The 16843-nt window shown below is 52.4% G+C and carries 18 protein-coding genes; 2 read left to right on the top strand and 16 right to left on the bottom strand.

Annotated elements, in window-relative coordinates:
* Positions 1 to 21: 21 nt before the first annotated feature.
* The 10 genes from rpsJ to fkpA all read right to left on the bottom strand — a co-directional run bounded on the left by rpsJ (position 22) and on the right by fkpA (position 8054).
* Complete coding sequence (gene rpsJ, locus GN242_RS01770) at positions 22 to 333, bottom strand: 30S ribosomal protein S10 (RefSeq protein ID WP_001181005.1); 312 nt, start codon at positions 331 to 333, stop codon at positions 22 to 24.
* Positions 334 to 730: 397 nt separating this feature from the next.
* Positions 731 to 1915, bottom strand: coding sequence for an elongation factor Tu (gene tuf, locus GN242_RS01765; protein ID WP_156286830.1), 1185 nt, complete (start codon positions 1913 to 1915; stop codon positions 731 to 733).
* A 68-nt stretch (positions 1916 to 1983) separates the two neighbouring features.
* On the bottom strand, positions 1984 to 4098 hold the full coding sequence (fusA, locus tag GN242_RS01760) for an elongation factor G (protein WP_154754422.1): 2115 nt from the start codon (positions 4096 to 4098) through the stop codon (positions 1984 to 1986).
* A 93-nt stretch (positions 4099 to 4191) separates the two neighbouring features.
* Positions 4192 to 4662, bottom strand: a complete 471-nt coding sequence (rpsG, locus tag GN242_RS01755; RefSeq protein WP_105594005.1) for a 30S ribosomal protein S7 — start codon at positions 4660 to 4662, stop codon at positions 4192 to 4194.
* A gap of 96 nt (positions 4663 to 4758) precedes the next feature.
* On the bottom strand, positions 4759 to 5133 hold the full coding sequence (gene rpsL, locus GN242_RS01750; RefSeq protein WP_154754421.1) for a 30S ribosomal protein S12: 375 nt from the start codon (positions 5131 to 5133) through the stop codon (positions 4759 to 4761).
* 126 nt (positions 5134 to 5259) lie between these two features.
* Entirely contained in the window at positions 5260 to 5547 is a 288-nt protein-coding gene (tusB, locus tag GN242_RS01745; RefSeq protein WP_154754420.1) for a sulfurtransferase complex subunit TusB, read from the bottom strand.
* A gap of 7 nt (positions 5548 to 5554) precedes the next feature.
* Positions 5555 to 5914, bottom strand: coding sequence for a sulfurtransferase complex subunit TusC (gene tusC / locus GN242_RS01740; RefSeq protein ID WP_154754419.1), 360 nt, complete (start codon positions 5912 to 5914; stop codon positions 5555 to 5557).
* The gene (tusD, locus tag GN242_RS01735) at positions 5914 to 6300 is read right to left on the bottom strand and encodes a sulfurtransferase complex subunit TusD (RefSeq protein WP_154754418.1); all 387 of its coding nucleotides are present in this window, start codon (positions 6298 to 6300) and stop codon (positions 5914 to 5916) included. The genes tusC and tusD overlap by 1 nt, the downstream gene beginning before the upstream one ends.
* Positions 6300 to 7022, bottom strand: coding sequence for a helix-turn-helix transcriptional regulator (locus tag GN242_RS01730; RefSeq protein ID WP_154754417.1), 723 nt, complete (start codon positions 7020 to 7022; stop codon positions 6300 to 6302). The genes tusD and GN242_RS01730 overlap by 1 nt, the downstream gene beginning before the upstream one ends.
* A gap of 201 nt (positions 7023 to 7223) precedes the next feature.
* Positions 7224 to 8054, bottom strand: coding sequence for an FKBP-type peptidyl-prolyl cis-trans isomerase (fkpA, locus tag GN242_RS01725; protein WP_154754416.1), 831 nt, complete (start codon positions 8052 to 8054; stop codon positions 7224 to 7226).
* 290 nt (positions 8055 to 8344) lie between these two features.
* On the opposite strand from fkpA, the gene GN242_RS01720 reads away from it, so the two are divergent.
* The gene (locus GN242_RS01720; protein ID WP_154754415.1) at positions 8345 to 8563 is read left to right on the top strand and encodes a SlyX family protein; all 219 of its coding nucleotides are present in this window, start codon (positions 8345 to 8347) and stop codon (positions 8561 to 8563) included.
* Positions 8564 to 8834: 271 nt separating this feature from the next.
* Here the strand turns inward: GN242_RS01720 and slyD are convergent, their stop codons facing one another.
* From slyD to kefG, 4 genes are all read right to left on the bottom strand, one after another.
* Positions 8835 to 9389, bottom strand: a complete 555-nt coding sequence (slyD, locus tag GN242_RS01715) for a peptidylprolyl isomerase (protein WP_154754414.1) — start codon at positions 9387 to 9389, stop codon at positions 8835 to 8837.
* A gap of 136 nt (positions 9390 to 9525) precedes the next feature.
* Positions 9526 to 9720: a YheV family putative zinc ribbon protein gene (locus GN242_RS01710; protein ID WP_154754413.1), complete on the bottom strand. Its 195-nt coding sequence runs from the start codon at positions 9718 to 9720 to the stop codon at positions 9526 to 9528.
* A gap of 50 nt (positions 9721 to 9770) precedes the next feature.
* A complete protein-coding gene (gene kefB / locus GN242_RS01705) occupies positions 9771 to 11576 on the bottom strand; it encodes a glutathione-regulated potassium-efflux system protein KefB (protein WP_154754412.1) in 1806 nt (601 codons plus the stop codon).
* Positions 11577 to 12128: a glutathione-regulated potassium-efflux system ancillary protein KefG gene (kefG, locus tag GN242_RS01700; RefSeq protein WP_154754452.1), complete on the bottom strand. Its 552-nt coding sequence runs from the start codon at positions 12126 to 12128 to the stop codon at positions 11577 to 11579.
* 126 nt (positions 12129 to 12254) lie between these two features.
* Here kefG and GN242_RS01695 point away from each other — a divergent pair, with 126 nt between their 5' ends.
* On the top strand, positions 12255 to 14156 hold the full coding sequence (locus GN242_RS01695; protein ID WP_154754411.1) for an ABC transporter ATP-binding protein: 1902 nt from the start codon (positions 12255 to 12257) through the stop codon (positions 14154 to 14156).
* 206 nt (positions 14157 to 14362) lie between these two features.
* On the opposite strand, the gene GN242_RS01690 is transcribed toward GN242_RS01695, so the two are convergent.
* A complete protein-coding gene (locus GN242_RS01690) occupies positions 14363 to 15850 on the bottom strand; it encodes a nicotinate phosphoribosyltransferase (protein ID WP_156286829.1) in 1488 nt (495 codons plus the stop codon).
* Positions 15840 to 16715 carry a ribose-phosphate diphosphokinase gene (gene prs, locus GN242_RS01685; protein WP_156286828.1) on the bottom strand — a complete coding sequence of 292 codons (876 nt, stop codon included), beginning with the start codon at positions 16713 to 16715 and terminating at the stop codon, positions 15840 to 15842. Before prs ends, GN242_RS01690 begins: the two co-directional genes overlap by 11 nt.
* Positions 16716 to 16843 lie beyond the last annotated feature (128 nt).

Raw genomic sequence — 16843 nt, 5'->3', positions numbered from 1 at the left:
CTCAATCGCTCAATGACCTGATTAACCCAGGCTGATCTGCACGTCAACACCTGCAGCCAGATCCAGACGCATCAGAGCATCAACCGTTTTTTCAGTTGGCTCAACGATGTCAACCAGACGCTTGTGAGTGCGAATTTCATACTGATCGCGCGCGTCTTTGTTGACGTGCGGAGAGATCAGAACGGTAAAGCGCTCTTTGCGGGTCGGCAGCGGGATAGGACCACGTACCTGCGCACCAGTGCGCTTGGCAGTCTCTACGATTTCCGCAGTTGATTGATCGATCAGACGATGATCAAACGCTTTAAGACGGATACGGATTCTTTGGTTCTGCATGAGACCAGAGCTCCAATTATTTATAAACGAAAAGAATTACTACTCACATCCATTACGATTGATGGAGGAGTGTAATCGTTGAGCACATAACCCGCATATCGCGAGTATTGTTGACAGGCACTTTCGTACTTGTCTGCGACTCATATTGAATCGCGCCAGACCATATTGGCAGGCCCGCGTATTATACGTACATATGGAGGTAAAGCAACCATCATGTGAGTTTTGTCAGAAAGGAATGCGCGATTGTGGGCGCTATTCTGTTATTTGATGGTCAAACAACTGTAGGAATTGGCTGTATTACTATCAAACCCTGTGAAAAAGAGATAAAAAAAGAGCGCCGAAGCGCTCTCTTTTCATTGCTCTGGCAGAGCGAACCCCGCCAGACAAGTATCTACAATTAAGAGATAACTTTAGCAACAACACCTGCACCAACGGTACGGCCGCCTTCGCGAATTGCGAAACGCAGACCATCGTCCATTGCGATTGGGTGGATCAGGGTAACAACCATCTGAATGTTGTCGCCTGGCATTACCATCTCAACGCCTTCTGGCAGTTCGATGGTACCGGTCACGTCAGTTGTACGGAAGTAGAACTGTGGACGGTAGCCTTTGAAGAACGGAGTATGACGGCCGCCTTCATCCTTGGACAGGATGTACACTTCAGATTCGAACTTGGTGTGTGGCTTGATTGAGCCTGGCTTAGCCAGAACCTGACCACGCTGGATATCTTCACGCTTAACACCGCGCAGCAGGATACCACAGTTCTCACCCGCACGGCCTTCGTCCAGCAGCTTACGGAACATTTCAACGCCGGTACAAGTAGATTTCACGGTATCTTTGATACCAACGATTTCAACTTCTTCACCAACTTTGATGATACCGCGCTCTACACGACCGGTAACAACGGTACCACGACCGGAGATAGAGAATACGTCTTCGATTGGCAGCAGGAATGGCTTATCAATCGCACGCTCTGGTTCTGGGATGTAGTTATCCAGGTGACCAGCCAGTTCGATGATTTTAGCTTCCCACTCAGCGTCGCCCTGCAGCGCTTTCAGTGCAGAACCACGAACAACCGGGATGTCGTCGCCAGGGAAATCGTAAGCAGACAGCAGCTCACGCACTTCCATTTCAACCAGTTCCAGCAGCTCTTCGTCATCAACCATGTCGCATTTGTTCATGAATACGATCATGAACGGAACGCCAACCTGGCGACCCAGCAGGATGTGCTCACGGGTCTGAGGCATTGGGCCGTCAGTTGCAGCAACAACCAGGATCGCGCCGTCCATCTGGGCAGCACCGGTGATCATGTTTTTCACATAGTCGGCGTGGCCTGGGCAGTCAACGTGCGCATAGTGGCGAGTTGGGGTGTCATATTCAACGTGGGAAGTGTTGATGGTGATACCACGTGCTTTTTCTTCTGGTGCGTTATCGATCTGGTCGAATGCACGAGCAGAACCGCCGTAGGTTTTAGCCAGAACGGTGGTGATAGCAGCAGTCAGGGTAGTTTTACCGTGGTCAACGTGGCCGATAGTACCTACGTTGACGTGCGGTTTGGAACGTTCAAATTTCTCTTTAGCCACGACGATATTCCTTACTTTAATGCTCTCACCCTTTGGTGAGAGCATATGATCAATATTTAAACTGTAGCTTATTTGCTACGAGCTTCAATTACGGCCTGAGCGACGTTGTTCGGCGCATCATCATACTTCAGGAACTCCATGGAGTACGAAGCACGGCCTTTAGTCAGAGAACGCAACTGGGTCGCGTATCCAAACATTTCAGACAGCGGAACTTCAGCGTGAATCTGAACGCCAGTAGCGTTTGATTCCTGACCTTTCAGCTGGCCACGACGTCTGCTCAAGTCACCGATAACATCACCGGTGTTCTCTTCTGGAGATTCAACTTCAACCTTCATGATTGGTTCAAGCAGTACTGGCTTCGCTTTCTTAAAGCCGTCTTTGAACGCAATAGAAGCTGCCAATTTAAACGCCAGCTCTGAGGAGTCAACATCATGGTATGAACCAAAGTGCAGACGAACACCCAGATCAACAACAGGGTAACCTGCCAGAGGGCCTGACTTCAGCTGCTCCTGGATACCTTTATCAACCGCAGGAATGTATTCACCAGGAATCACGCCGCCTTTGATGTCATTGATGAACTCGTAACCTTTAGGGTTAACGCCCGGCTCCAGTGGGTACATGTCGATGATGACATGACCGTACTGACCACGACCACCAGACTGCTTGGCGTGTTTACCTTCGATATCGGTAACTTTCGCGCGAATCGCTTCACGGTAAGCAACCTGAGGTTTACCGACGTTCGCTTCAACGTTGAATTCACGCTTCATGCGGTCAACGATGATGTCCAGGTGAAGCTCACCCATACCAGCGATGATAGTCTGGTTAGTTTCTTCATCAGTCCATACGCGGAATGATGGGTCTTCTTTTGCCAGACGACCCAGAGCCAGACCCATTTTTTCCTGGTCAGCTTTGGTTTTTGGTTCAACAGCGATAGAGATTACCGGCTCTGGGAACTCCATGCGCTCCAGAATGATAACGTTGTCCGGGTCACACAGGGTGTCACCAGTAGTCACGTCTTTCAGACCGATAGCAGCAGCGATGTCGCCTGCACGAACTTCTTTGATCTCTTCACGCTTGTTGGCGTGCATCTGTACGATACGGCCCAGACGCTCACGAGCAGATTTAACCGGGTTAAACACGGTATCACCTGAGTTCACAACGCCAGAGTAGACGCGGAAGAAGGTCAGGTTACCCACGAATGGGTCGGTAGCGATTTTGAACGCCAGAGCAGCAAACGGCTCTTTGTCGTCTGAGTGACGAACAGCCGGCGTATCTTTACCATCGTCTAACATACCGTTAATAGCGGTAACGTCAGTCGGAGCTGGCAGATATTCAACAACCGCATCCAGCATCGCCTGAACACCTTTGTTCTTAAATGCAGAACCACAGGTGACCAGAATGATTTCATTTTTCAGAACGCGCTTACGCAGAGAATCTTTGATCTCTTCTTCAGTCAGCTCTTCGCCACCAAAGAATTTCTCCATCAGCTCGTCAGAACCTTCAGCTGCGGCTTCAACAAGTTTCGCGTGCCATTCTTCGGCCAGTTCCTGCATATCAGCTGGGATATCTTCGTAAACGAAGGTAACGCCCTGATCGGCGTCGTTCCAGTTGATAGCTTTCATTTTCACCAGGTCAACAACACCAGTGAATTTCTCTTCTGCGCCGATGGCCAGCTGCAATGGCACCGGGTTTGCACCCAGACGCGCTTTCATCTGCTCAACAACTTTCAGGAAGTTAGCACCCATGCGGTCCATTTTGTTAACGAACGCGATGCGTGGAACTTTATATTTGTTAGCCTGGCGCCATACGGTTTCAGACTGTGGCTGAACGCCACCAACCGCACAGTAAACCATTACTGCGCCATCAAGCACACGCATAGAACGCTCAACTTCGATGGTGAAGTCAACGTGTCCCGGGGTGTCGATGATGTTTACATGGTGTGGCTCAAACTGTTTAGCCATACCAGACCAGAAACAGGTGGTAGCAGCGGAAGTGATGGTAATACCACGTTCCTGTTCCTGCTCCATCCAGTCCATGGTGGCTGCGCCGTCATGTACTTCACCGATCTTGTGGTTTACACCGGTGTAGAACAGAACACGTTCGGTAGTGGTCGTTTTACCGGCGTCGATGTGTGCGCTGATGCCAATGTTACGGTAGCGCTCAATGGGTGTTTTACGAGCCATTTGATTCCTCTGTTTCTTAGACGTTCTAAGTTAAAAAAGCCCAGCAGGTGAGTCACTGAGACGCCCGCTGGGTTAATAACAACTACGAGGCTGTTACCAGCGGTAGTGAGCGAACGCCTTGTTGGCTTCGGCCATACGGTGAACGTCTTCACGTTTCTTCACTGCAGTACCTTTGTTTTCTGCAGCATCAGAAAGTTCGTTCGCCAGGCGCAGAGCCATAGATTTATCACCGCGTTTACGAGCAGCTTCAACGATCCAACGCATTGCCAGAGCATTACGACGAACCGGACGGACTTCAACTGGTACCTGATAAGTAGAACCACCAACGCGACGGGATTTAACTTCCACGGTTGGGCGGACGTTGTCCAGGGCTACTTCGAAAGCTTCCAGCTCGTTTTTACCAGAACGCTGTGCCAGGGTTTCCAGCGCGTTATAAACGATAGCTTCAGCAGTAGATTTTTTACCATCTACCATCAGGATATTTACAAATTTAGCCAGCAGCTCTGATCCGAACTTAGGATCCGGCAGGATTTTACGCTGACCAATGACGCGACGACGTGGCATGGAAATACTCCGTTGTTAATTCAGGATTGTCCAAAACTCTACGAGTTTATTATGACATTTAAGATAAAACGTTTGGCCTTACTTAACGGAGAACCATTAAGCCTTTGGCTTCTTCACGCCGTATTTGGAGCGAGCCTGCTTACGGTCTTTAACACCTGAGCAGTCCAGCGCGCCACGAACGGTGTGGTAACGCACACCTGGCAAGTCTTTTACACGACCGCCACGGATCAGGATCACGGAGTGTTCCTGCAGGTTATGGCCTTCACCACCGATGTAAGAAGAAACTTCAAAACCGTTGGTCAAGCGAACACGACATACTTTACGCAGTGCGGAGTTCGGTTTTTTAGGGGTAGTGGTATATACACGAGTACATACACCACGTTTCTGCGGGCAGGCTTCCAGCGCAGGCACGTTGCTCTTTGCAACTTTGCGTACGCGTGGTTTGCGAACCAGCTGGTTAACTGTTGCCATTAAATAGCTCCTGGGATTTAGCTTTTGCTTCGTAAACACGTAATAAACCGCCTCGCGGAATCACGAGGCCGCAGAATTTTAGGGCTGGTCTGAAAAAGAGTCAAGAAATAACCAGGATTACCGTACTTACCAGGTCATTTGTTGCGGATGTTTGACCGCCAGCGTAACAAAACCAGTATAGCTTACCGTTGTCACGCTGGACGAAATTTGAGCAACCAGCCCTCGGGCTTCAAGATCTTCCTTAAGCACATACACCGAGATGGGGGCATTCAGCAGCGCTTCAAGTGCTGAACTTCCATCAATTGCGGCGATAACTCCGTCCTGAAGCAGTAAAACGTCATCGCCCTCTGCCAGCAAGCGCAGCATAGCAGACAGGTCAATGCGAAAAGGTGAGGTCATCAGAGTATGCAGCATGGGTTCCTCAGAAGGTCATCACCCGGTCGTAATGATTCAACAGCGCACGCAGGGCCTCCGGTGCCAGTACTTCAGCCGCCAGAACCCTTGGAGCAGTCAGGTCAATGCCGCGTTCTGCCAGCGCTGCGGCACAGAGATAGCAGCGCTCAACATCATACAACGGCAACACGCCAAAGGTCGCAATGTAATTACGCGCCAGGATCTGCTGCGGCTGCTGATCTTTTGTTAGTTGCAGCACACCATCACTGACAAAGAACAGCGCAATTTCGTCGCTGAGTGCAGACGTAGCCAGAACCGCATCCAGCCCTTCGCGGCCAGCGCTGGAGCCATGCGGTCCCTGGGTAAAAATAAATGCTATGCGGGCCATCAGAACTGTACCAGCCGGTCGCAGGTTAACGCAGCTTCAGCCAGCGCCCCTAAGCCTGATAGCTGAAAACCATCAGCCAGATTAGCTACCGGTAGTCCCAGACTCTCAGCTTCCTGCCGATCGGTAATGCCACGACGCAAAGCGGCAGCCACGCAGATATTCAGCGTCACACCTTGTTTTTGCTGCAAACTTTGCCAGCTGCGGGTGAGATCAAATTCATCACTGGCAGGCGCATTAAGCAGGCTGGCATTCAGCACCCCTTCCCGATAGAAGAACACGCTATCCAGCACGTGCCCCTGCTCCAACAGCGCATTAGCAAACAGCCAGGCACTACTCGCCTGCTGTGTGCCGTATGCCGGGCCGGTGACCATCAGGCAGAAACGCATTACTTATCCTGTCCGTGGAAATCACCGTTTTTAAACTGGCGGATGTAGAGATACACGGTGTGTTTGGAAATATTGAGACGATCCGCAACCTGATTAATGGCGTCTTTGATATCAAAAATACCTTTCTCATACATATTGAGAACAATCTGACGATTCTTGGCATTGTTTGAAACGTTACGATCGGCGCTGACTTCTTCAATAGTGAACTCAAGCGTCTGCATTACCAGGTCTTCAACCGAAGAGGCAAAGTTAACCGAGGAAGCGACTTCCTGCGTTTCTGGCGGCATAAACGTTGCCATAATCTGCGAGAAAGGCACATCAAGGTTCATATTGATGCACAGCAGGCCAACCACGCGCTGTTCACGATTGCGGATAGCAATGGTCACCGATTTCATCAGTACACCACTTTTCGCCCGGGTAAAGTAGGCTTTGGAGACGTTGCTGTCAGCCCCGGTCATATCATGCAACATACGCAGGGCAAGATCGGTAATTGGTGAACCGATTTTCCGCCCGGTATGTTCACCGTTAGCAATGCGCACCGCAGAGCATTTCAGGTCTTCGAGCGAGTGCAGCACGATCTCGCAGTGCGAGCCGATCAGCATCGCAAGGCCATCAACTACAGCCTCGTAGGATTTTAATATTTCGAAATCACCGGGCGTAAAAGGTCGCTGCTCAAGCAGCTCCGAATCCGCAGTATCACCGGAGAAAAGAGAATTAGACATGAACGACACCACCCATCGACAAGAGCCTGTCACAAGGCGACCGGCAGACTCATTTCTTATTTAAATGCGCGGGGGTTAGTCTAGCAAATATGGGAAAGGCGTGTCCTGCCCTTTGTCGTTTAATACAACCTGGCGCAAAGAAGGTGCAGATACAGTGGCGAAGGCGAAAAAAAACGCCACCCGAAGGTGGCGATTGTCAGACTATTTCTTAGCTTTCGCATCAGCGGCGGCCGGAGCGGCCTGCTCTGCGTTTTCATCAGCTTTTGCCGCTGGTTTGATGTCAAGCAGCTCAACATCGAAGACCAGGGTGGAGTTAGCCGGGATACCCGGAACACCATTTTTGCCGTAAGCCAGATTCGGTGGGATCACCAGCTTGATCTTGCCACCTTTCTTCACGTGCTTCAGACCTTCAGTCCAGCCTGGGATAACACCATCCAGACGGAATGACAGTGGCTCACCACGGGTGTAAGAGTTATCGAACTCCTTACCGTCAATCAGCGTACCTTTGTAGTTAACAACAACGGTGTCGCTGTCTTTTGGTGAATCACCTGTACCTGCTTTCTCTACCTGGTAGAGCAGGCCAGATTCAGTTTTCTTCACGCCTTTTTCTTTAGCGAATTTAGTCGCATAAGCTTCACCTTTAGCGGTGTTCTCTTTCGCGTCTTTTTCCATCTTCGCCTGAGCTGCACCTTTCACACGACCTTCGAAAGATTGCAGTGTTTGTTCAATTTCCTGGTCAGTGAGCTTGCTCTTACTTGCAAACGCATCCTGAACACCTGCGATAAGCTGGTCTTTATCCAGTGTGATACCCAGTTTTTCCTGCTCCTTCAGGGAATTCTCCATGTAGCGACCCAAAGAAGCGCCCAGCGCATAAGCAGACTGCTGGTCATCATTCTTGAACGCGGCATTTTTCGGTGCCTGCTGCGGTGCAGTTGGCTTAACCGGAACTGCATCAGCAGCCATGGCCAGAGGTGCACTCAGCGCGACGGCCATCGTGGTAGCTAACATTGTGACTTTAAACAGTGATTTCATCCATTTCTCCAAAACCGAAGCATCTCACCTCGGAAATCGTATGCAGACCTGCGGTCTGTAATATAACCGGGGGCGCGATCACAAAACAATCTCGCCATAAAAACTAGAAGTTAACTTCCGACCGCGTGATTATCCGAAAGTTTCAATACAGGGATGGAGGCCACTTAGTGCCTTTTCAACCTCTGGCGGCCAATTTACGCCATAACTCTTACTTCTGCCTGCATTTTACCGCTAGAATTGGACAATTCGCGAGTCCAGTTATCGGGCCGGTAGTAACAAGAGGAAACAGAATGCAACAATCACTGCTGGAGCAACGGCTGGAGATAATGGAGAGTAAACTGGCGTTTCAGGAGCATACCATTGAAGAGCTGAATCTGACCGTGGTACAGCACGAATTGGAGATGGCTCGCCTGCGAGATCAGATGCGCCTGTTGACTGATAAGCTTAGAGAGGCAGCACCGTCAATGCTGGCAGATCAGTCAGAAGAAACCCCACCCCCTCACTATTAACAGAATGGCTGTGCAGAGCTGCTGCTGTGTTGCTATGCCCGCGTGAAATGCGCTTTCCCACAGCATTGCGCCTTGCATCAGCACTGGCTCGCGCATTCTTCGATCGAGAAACGCAAAAGGCCACCCAGAGGTGACCTTTTGCTGATATTCCTGAGTATTTCGTGTTGCAGTAAGGCAGAGAGACTTGAGAATCCCCGGGAGCATAGTTAACTATGGCACCGGGGTTCGAAAGAAAAGCTAACGCAACTGCGGCACGAAAGACGACGGAATATTAGTGGCTGCAACCACAGCCGCCATTACCACAACCGCCCTGACCGTGATCATGGCCATGATCGTGGTCATGGTCGTGGTGATGGCCATCAGCACCGTGAACGTGGCCGTGGGCCAGCTCTTCTTCGGTTGCTTCACGGATTGCGATCACTTCCACGTTGAAGCTCAGGTTCTGGCCAGCCAGCATATGGTTACCATCAACCACAACATGCTCATCTTCCACTTCGGTAATTTCTACCGGCACCGGGCCCTGATCGGTCTCTGCCAGGAAGCGCATGCCTACCTGTAGTTCGTCAACGCCCATAAATACGTCTTTAGGAACACGCTGCACCAGGTTGTCATCGTAGGCACCGTATGCATCGTTTGACGCGATATTCACATCAAACTTATCACCGACCACACGATCTTCCAGCGCTTTTTCCAGCCCTGAGATCAGGGAACCATGACCGTGCAGGTAGTCCAGCGGTGCACTCACCGGAGACTCATCAACCAACACACCGTCTTCTGTACGTACCTGGTATGCCAGGCTGACCACGAGGTCTTTTGCTACTTTCATGATTACTCCTAACCGTTGAGAGCTTGAGCCCTGTTTCATCGACTGCAATTGTCAGCCTAGTGACTCTAAGTGGCGACGATTGTATCGAATTTCAATGCGGCTGTACGGTACAACATAAAAAAACTGAGCCAGAATGTCACTCAGGGTGAAAAATACCGATCACCTGCTCGTTAGCGCGTACCTGCTCACGCGCCTGTTTATCGGCTTCTCGCATCTGATGGCCGCATTTCACACACTCCACCACATCGATATTATTTTCCCGCCACAGGGCGAGGGTATCTTTAGCCTGGCACTTCGGACAGGTTGCACCAGCGATAAAACGTTTACGCATAATTTTTTCCATACCTGTTTGGCGTTATCGCGATGAGAGATAGCCAAAAATCAGTTGCCCTCGTCCCAGCCATCGTACTGCCGCTTCTCATGCCGCATCTCGGCCTGGAAGATATCCTCCAGTTCGCGCCTCGCTTCTTTGACTCTTGAAATCTGCTGACTGTCGCTATGATTCGGCATCAGCTCACGCAGCATACGCATATCCAGTCGGCGGAAATGCTGCTGGGCGCGGAACGCCTGGTGCGGATGCATTCCCAGCGCCATCAGCGTCTTACGGCCCAATTCCAGCGCACTGCTGAAGGTCTCACGCGAGAACTGCGTCACGCCTGCCTGTAACAGTTCGTGAGCCTCCACGCGGCCACGGGCACGCGCCAGAATCTGCAAATGCGGAAAATGGTGCTGGCAGAGATGCACAATCTCCATCGCGTCCTCCGGGCCGTTGCAGGTTATCACGATCGACTGAGCCGTTTCCGCCCCTGCCGCGCGTAATAGCTCCAGCTCGGTGGCATCTCCGTAATACACCTTGTAACCATATTTACGCATAAGGCTGACGGCGCTGATATCGCGCTCCAGTACCGTAATCCGTTTTTCATTAGCCATCAGCAAACGCGCAACCACCTGTCCGAAGCGCCCAAAGCCCACCACAATGACCTGGGGCTTGTCGTCTTCTACAAACGGTTTTTCCTGGCTGTCATCCACTTCATTAAAGCGGCGCTCAAGGATTTTATCCACGCCCTGCATCAGCAGCGGTGTGGTCATCATCGACAGCGTAACGGTCACCAGCAAAAGCGGCATTTGATCGCCACTAAATAATTTAGCAGAGGCCGCCGCCGAGAACAGTACAAAAGCAAACTCCCCGCCCTGACTCAGCACCCCGGCAAACTGCAACCGCTCAGAACTGCGCAGACCATAAATGCGCGACAGCAGATAGAGCACCGCTGTTTTCACCGCCACCAGGGTCACAACGCCAATCAGGATCTCCACAATATGGGTATAGAGCACACCCAGATTTAACGCCATCCCGACAGAAATAAAGAACAGCCCGAGCAGCAGTCCCTTAAACGGATCGATCGCAATTTCCAGCTCGTGACGATATTCACTCTCTGCCAGCAGGATACCGGCAATAAAGGTACCCAGCGCCATCGACAGCCCGAGGGCATCCATAAACAGCGCGGATCCAAGCACCAGCAGCAGCGCCGCAGCCGTAAACACTTCGCGCACGCCGGAAGCAGCGATAAAGCGGAAAATTGGTCGCAGCAGATAACGTCCGCCTACCAGCATCCCGCCGAAGGCCAGCACCTTCATCCCCACTTTCATCCAGTCTGTATGGCCGCTATCCCCACCCGCCAGCAGTGGTACCAGCGCCAGCGCAGGGATCACCGCAAGATCCTGGAATAACAGCACTGAAAAGCCCAGTTGCCCGGACTCATTGCGATTCATCCCTTTGTCGCGCATCAGTTGCAGCGCCATGGCCGTTGAAGACATCGCCAGGCCAATACCGCCAATGATGGCCGCCTGCCAGGAGAAGTCTGTCAGCCACAGTAAACCGCCCAGCACCAGCGCGCTCAGGATCACCTGAGCAGCCCCCACGCCAAATATCGAACGCCGCAGTTCCCAGAGTTTTGACGGCTTCAGCTCCAGTCCGATGATAAACATCAGAAACACCACGCCCAGTTCGGAGAAGTGGAGGATCTCATCAACGTCGCTGATAAAACCAATGCCCCAGGGACCGATAGCTATCCCCGCGAGCAGGTAACCCAGTACCGCACCAATTCCCAGCCGGGCGGCGATAGGCACCGCGATAACCGCCGCAAACAGATACACAACCCCTGCGGTGAGGAGACTTTGACCTTCCATCTAAACTCCTCCGTGCGGCAGCGGGTTGGCGAGCCAGTCACCGTAGGCGCGCGCATAGTTTTTCAACACATCAGCAGACTGCCGACGCGCCCAGTAAATAATCATCGGCGTCATCCATTGCATACGGCACATCTGCGCCGTGAGTTCGAAAGGCCTCATAAAGTCCGACATCGGATAACGGTTCAGCCCTTCCGCATGGTAGGCACTTTCCGGCTCACCGGTGGTGATGACGCTGCGCCAGTATTTACCTTCCAGCATATTGCCACCAGGCCCGCTGGCGAAGCCGCGTGACAAAACACGATCCAGCCACTCTTTCAGCAGTGCAGGACAGCTGTAAGTGTAAAGGGGATGTTGAAAAACGATGATGTCGTGTTCACGCAGCAGCTGCTGCTCACGATGAATATCAATAAAGAAATCTGGGTAATGTGCGTACAGGTCATGCACCGTCACATTTTCCAGATAATGAGCCGGCTGCAACAAAACGCGATTGGCAATCGAATCCTGAGACTCCGGATGGGCGTACAACAGCAGGACTTTAGGCGGCTGCGACATCATTCCCCTCCAAATCGTCGTCATGGCGGGTTATTTCCGCTACCATGCTCGACGCAACGGAACTACTTGATTCCGATAAACTGATTATGATGGTGTAATTTAACATACTCTGAACTTACGGCGCTTATGATTGTATTCTCCTCGTTACAAATTCGTCGCGGTGTCCGCGTACTGCTGGACAACGCATCGGCTACGATTAATCCAGGCCAAAAAGTGGGTCTGGTGGGCAAAAATGGCTGCGGTAAATCCACGCTGCTGGCGCTGCTGAAAAACGAGATAAGCGCCGATGCGGGCAGCTTCAGTTATCCCGGCAGCTGGTCGCTGGCGTGGGTCAACCAGGAAACTCCGGCGCTCGACGTTCCCGCCATTGAATATGTTATCGATGGCGATCGAGAATTTCGCCAGCTGGAATCTGAATTAGCGCACGCAAATCAGATTAATGATGGACACGCCATCGCCACACTGCACGGTAAACTGGATGCAGTTCAGGCATGGACTATCCAGTCACGCGCCGCCAGTCTGCTCGACGGTCTCGGCTTTACCCAGGAACAGCTACAGCGCCCGGTGAGTGATTTCTCCGGCGGCTGGCGTATGCGCCTTAACCTTGCGCAGGCGCTGATCTGCCGCTCTGACCTGCTGCTGCTTGACGAACCGACCAACCACCTCGATCTGGATGCGGTAATCTGGCTGGAGCGTTGGCTGAAAAGCTACACAGGTACGCTGATTCTGATTTCGCACGACCGCGACTTCCTTGACCCGGTAATCGACAAGATCCTGCATATCGAGCAGGAGTCTATCTTCGAGTACACCGGTAACTACAGCTCGTTTGAAATTCAGCGTGCCACCAAGCTGGCACAGCAGCAGTCGATGTTTGAACACCAGCAGCAAAAAGTCGCGCATCTGCAAAGCTTTATCGATCGCTTCAAAGCCAAAGCAACGAAGGCAAAACAGGCGCAGAGCCGTATCAAAATGCTGGAACGCATGGAGAAAATCGCGCCTGCTCACGTCGATAACCCGTTTACCTTTAGCTTCCGCGAGCCTGAAAGCCTGCCGAATCCACTGCTGAAAATGGAAAAAGTCAGCGCTGGCTATGGCGACAGAAAGATCCTCAACTCGATCAAACTCAACCTGGTTCCCGGTTCACGTATCGGCCTGCTGGGGCGTAACGGAGCGGGTAAATCAACGTTGATCAAGCTGCTGGCCGGTGAACTTGCGCCGTTACAGGGCGATATCGGGCTGGCGAAAGGTATCAAGCTTGGCTACTTCGCCCAGCATCAGCTGGAGTTTTTGCGCGCCGACGAGTCGCCTCTTCAGCATCTGGTGCGTCTGGCCCCGAAAGTGCTCGAACAACAGCTGCGTGATTACCTTGGCGGCTTTGGCTTCCAGGGCGATAAAGTGAGCGAAGAGACCCGTCGTTTCTCTGGCGGTGAGAAAGCGCGCCTGGTGCTGGCTCTGGTCGTCTGGCAGCGCCCTAACCTGCTGTTGCTGGATGAACCAACGAACCACCTTGATCTTGATATGCGTCAGGCCCTGACCGAAGCACTGATTGATTTTGAAGGTGCGCTGGTAGTGGTGTCACATGACCGCCACCTGCTGCGCTCCACCACCGACGATCTCTACCTGGTACACGATGGCAAAGTAGAAGCCTTTGAAGGCGATCTGGATGATTATCAGCAGTGGTTAAGCGATCAGCAGCGCCAGGCAAGCGCGGATGCCGCGCCAAAAACTGACGGTGCCAACAGTGCACAGGCACGTAAAGACCAGAAGCGCCGCGATGCCGAACTGCGCGCCCAGACTCAACCATTGCGTAAGCAAATTGAGAAACTGGAGAAGCAGATGGAGAAGCACCATGCGCAGCTGGCCGATGCTGAAGAAAAGCTCTCCGACACGGCTATTTACGAGCAAAGCCGTAAAGCTGATCTGACCGCCGCGCTGCAACAGCAGGCAACAGCGAAGTCAGCGTTGGAAGAGTGTGAGATGGAATGGCTTGAAGCACAGGAAGAGTTAGAGTCGCTCATGAACGCCTGATATCACAGAGTCCGGGCGCGGCATGCCACGCCCCTGCGACACTGATTTATCGGGCTGCTGCATTCCGCGACACAACCGGGCGCGGCATGCCACGCCCCTACGACACCTGATTTAGCGGGATGATGCGCGGTGTACCACGCCCCTGCTACACCTGATTTATCAGGATGATCATTCGTAGGGGTCGGGCATGCCCGACCCGCATGTCGTTACTGCACCGCCAGACGCTGGCGCAGCACGGTTAAATCCTCAACGTTATGCAGTTTCCCATTAAGAAAGCGGAGTTTCAGTTCCCCACCCTGCTCCTGCTGCCAGCTCTGACCATCCAGCAGTTGCAGCTCACCCTGCGCATCCCTCACCACTCGCAGCAAACCTCGCGCTGAGTTTTTCATGCCATTGTCAGTTTTCGGCTGCTTGAAAATCTCCCTGCCCACGCTGTTAACTTCGCCGTATGTTGCCTTCATGGCAAAACCAAAGGTGTCACGCGTATGGTACTGGTAGGTATAAGAGCCGACGCCGAACACCACGTTACTGCTGGCAAAGCCTTTGGCTTCAAGGCGACTAAGGATCAGATTGGCCCGCTCCAGAGTAATTGAATCGCCGTAAATCAGGCCAACGTGCGGATCCAGCACTTTGTAGCCCTTAGCATTGATCGTACCGCCGAAGATCTCCCACAGCACCTCCACCGATCCTTTTTGCTGCGCGCTGCGCGCCGGGCTGCGATCGTCATCATTGCCGCTGCCGCAGAGAATTTCCACCGGGTCGCCGCTGTCCGGTCGAAACACCAGACGACCTTCACGCGCCATAATCTCCGGCTTTAACTCCCGGCTGTATTCAGTCAGCACTTTCCAGTAATCCCAGGTATCTGACACCACCGAAACAAACCCGGCGGGATAAAGTTCTGTCAGCAGACGGCGGAAAGTAGCAATCTCCCCCTGCTCTTCCCCCATACACATCACGCTGTGCTCAGTAGCAGGAATACTACCGGCAATAAACGTCCCTGCCGCAGGCGTGTAGTATTGCTGCGCGTAAAGAATCGACGGCAGGCTGTCGGTACCGGTAAAACTCAGCAGATGGCCAACGCCAGACTGTGCGGCATCATGCAACCCGGACATCCCGCGAAACGAGAAGTCATGGCACTGAAAATCGATATGTGCGCTATCGTCACAGGTGCGTTCCGCCCAGCGCTGGCAGATCTGACGATAGTGATGCGCCACGGTGGCATTGGTGGATGATTTCCACAGTTCCGCCGACATTACGCTTTCCAGATAGTTAACCAGCCAGAAAAACTCATCCACGGTATTGGTAATGGTCAGTACCGGAATTTTCATCGGCACTTTGCTGCCTTCATCGAGGCTTTTAATCGCCAGCGGCAAATAACCAAGACGGTGCAGTGCGCGAATGTGCTCAACGCTGACGCTATTTTTGCCGAGGTAGCTGTCCATCAGCTGCTGGTACTCGCCCACGACCTGCTCTTCCGGTTGTGCAAAGAATTTATCGTTAAACAGATCGACCATAAACCACTGTAAAAAGCCCTGTAACCCGAAGAATACCAGCGAATCATCCGCCAGCGGCGAGTGAAAATAACGATTGCCGCGCGGCGTAAAGTTTGAGTAAACACGGTTAGTTCCCTGTGGATACTGCTCGCGGTGTGAGGTCTTATAGCCGTCGATAGCCAGAATCGGATTAATTTGCATGGAATGCTCCTTCACTGCGGTAAATGGTTGCGATATCAATCAGTTCAACACGATCCTGCGCCAGTTCATCACCAGTCAGTGAGGTGGTGCTCCAGATGTGGTCAATACCCTGATTCAGCAGATGATCAACGCCTTTACTGAACAGGCCGTGGGTAACATACAGGCTGACAGAGCGTGCTCCGGCGGCACGCAGTACCGCCGCCGATCCGATAAAAGTACCTCCGGCATCACACAGGTCGTCGGCAATCAGCACATCCCGGTTCGCCACGTTCCCTTTCAGCAGTTCAAATCCGCTCAGTGCACCGCTGGCTATATCACGGTGCTTACCAAGAATGCCGTAATCCGCAGCATTTACCTGCTGCGCCAGCGCGTGCACCTTCTTCAAAGCCCCCGCATCCGGAGCGATCAGCATCATGCCCTGCGCCAGCTTCTCCACCAGCGTACGGCTGTGTGTCAGGCAGCGATGCTGCGGAATAGCCACCAGACGGTCAACCACTCCGGCTGCCACATCGCTGTGCGGGTCAAGAACCACCACACGGTCAAAGCGCAGCTGATTAAGAAATCCGGCGAACACCTTAAGAGCAAAGCTGTCACCGTCACGCATAGAGCGATCCTGGCGGGCATAGGGCAGCCACGGCAGTTCCAGGATGGTCTGGCGCAGCAGACAGCGCTGGCGTACGGCATCAAGCACCTGTGCCACCAGCATCAGGTCATCCAGGGTTTGCATCGCGCTGGCACGCATTGTCAGAGTTTTGGCCTGTGGATCCAGCGGCGATAGCACCCGCGCCCAGACCGCTCCGTCAGGGAAGCGTCCGCTTTCCAGCGCCATCTCCTGACCCTCTACTATCAATTGCAGTTTCATCATCGCTGGCTCCGGGGTTAATTAATGTCTCAAGGACACTTATATAATTGTCCAAGAGACACTAATTAACAAGAAAAAAGTAAGCTGAACCTGGAGGTTTTTATTAACACGCTGATTATTGAGATTTTTTA

The sequence above is a fragment of the Erwinia sorbitola genome (assembly GCF_009738185.1).
Lineage (GTDB): Bacteria > Pseudomonadota > Gammaproteobacteria > Enterobacterales > Enterobacteriaceae > Erwinia > Erwinia sorbitola.
Note: the sequence above shows the minus strand (reverse complement) of the source record. Positions and strands in the feature narration are given on the sequence as shown.

What these genes read in the sequence shown, in the direction of transcription:
- GN242_RS01720 (WP_154754415.1), top strand. Translation starts at nt 8,345, where the DNA reads ATGCAACAATCACTGCTGGAGCAACGGCTGGAGATAATGGAGAGTAAA.
- slyD (WP_154754414.1), bottom strand. Translation starts at nt 9,389, where the DNA reads ATGAAAGTAGCAAAAGACCTCGTGGTCAGCCTGGCATACCAGGTACGT.
- tusB (WP_154754420.1), bottom strand. Translation starts at nt 5,547, where the DNA reads ATGCTGCATACTCTGATGACCTCACCTTTTCGCATTGACCTGTCTGCT.
- kefB (WP_154754412.1), bottom strand. Translation starts at nt 11,576, where the DNA reads ATGGAAGGTCAAAGTCTCCTCACCGCAGGGGTTGTGTATCTGTTTGCG.
- kefG (WP_154754452.1), bottom strand. Translation starts at nt 12,128, where the DNA reads ATGTCGCAGCCGCCTAAAGTCCTGCTGTTGTACGCCCATCCGGAGTCT.
- GN242_RS01730 (WP_154754417.1), bottom strand. Translation starts at nt 7,022, where the DNA reads ATGTCTAATTCTCTTTTCTCCGGTGATACTGCGGATTCGGAGCTGCTT.
- rpsJ (WP_001181005.1), bottom strand. Translation starts at nt 333, where the DNA reads ATGCAGAACCAAAGAATCCGTATCCGTCTTAAAGCGTTTGATCATCGT.
- GN242_RS01690 (WP_156286829.1), bottom strand. Translation starts at nt 15,850, where the DNA reads ATGCAAATTAATCCGATTCTGGCTATCGACGGCTATAAGACCTCACAC.
- fkpA (WP_154754416.1), bottom strand. Translation starts at nt 8,054, where the DNA reads ATGAAATCACTGTTTAAAGTCACAATGTTAGCTACCACGATGGCCGTC.
- GN242_RS01710 (WP_154754413.1), bottom strand. Translation starts at nt 9,720, where the DNA reads ATGCGTAAACGTTTTATCGCTGGTGCAACCTGTCCGAAGTGCCAGGCT.
- rpsG (WP_105594005.1), bottom strand. Translation starts at nt 4,662, where the DNA reads ATGCCACGTCGTCGCGTCATTGGTCAGCGTAAAATCCTGCCGGATCCT.
- rpsL (WP_154754421.1), bottom strand. Translation starts at nt 5,133, where the DNA reads ATGGCAACAGTTAACCAGCTGGTTCGCAAACCACGCGTACGCAAAGTT.
- GN242_RS01695 (WP_154754411.1), top strand. Translation starts at nt 12,255, where the DNA reads ATGATTGTATTCTCCTCGTTACAAATTCGTCGCGGTGTCCGCGTACTG.
- tusC (WP_154754419.1), bottom strand. Translation starts at nt 5,914, where the DNA reads ATGGCCCGCATAGCATTTATTTTTACCCAGGGACCGCATGGCTCCAGC.
- tusD (WP_154754418.1), bottom strand. Translation starts at nt 6,300, where the DNA reads ATGCGTTTCTGCCTGATGGTCACCGGCCCGGCATACGGCACACAGCAG.
- fusA (WP_154754422.1), bottom strand. Translation starts at nt 4,098, where the DNA reads ATGGCTCGTAAAACACCCATTGAGCGCTACCGTAACATTGGCATCAGC.
- prs (WP_156286828.1), bottom strand. Translation starts at nt 16,715, where the DNA reads ATGATGAAACTGCAATTGATAGTAGAGGGTCAGGAGATGGCGCTGGAA.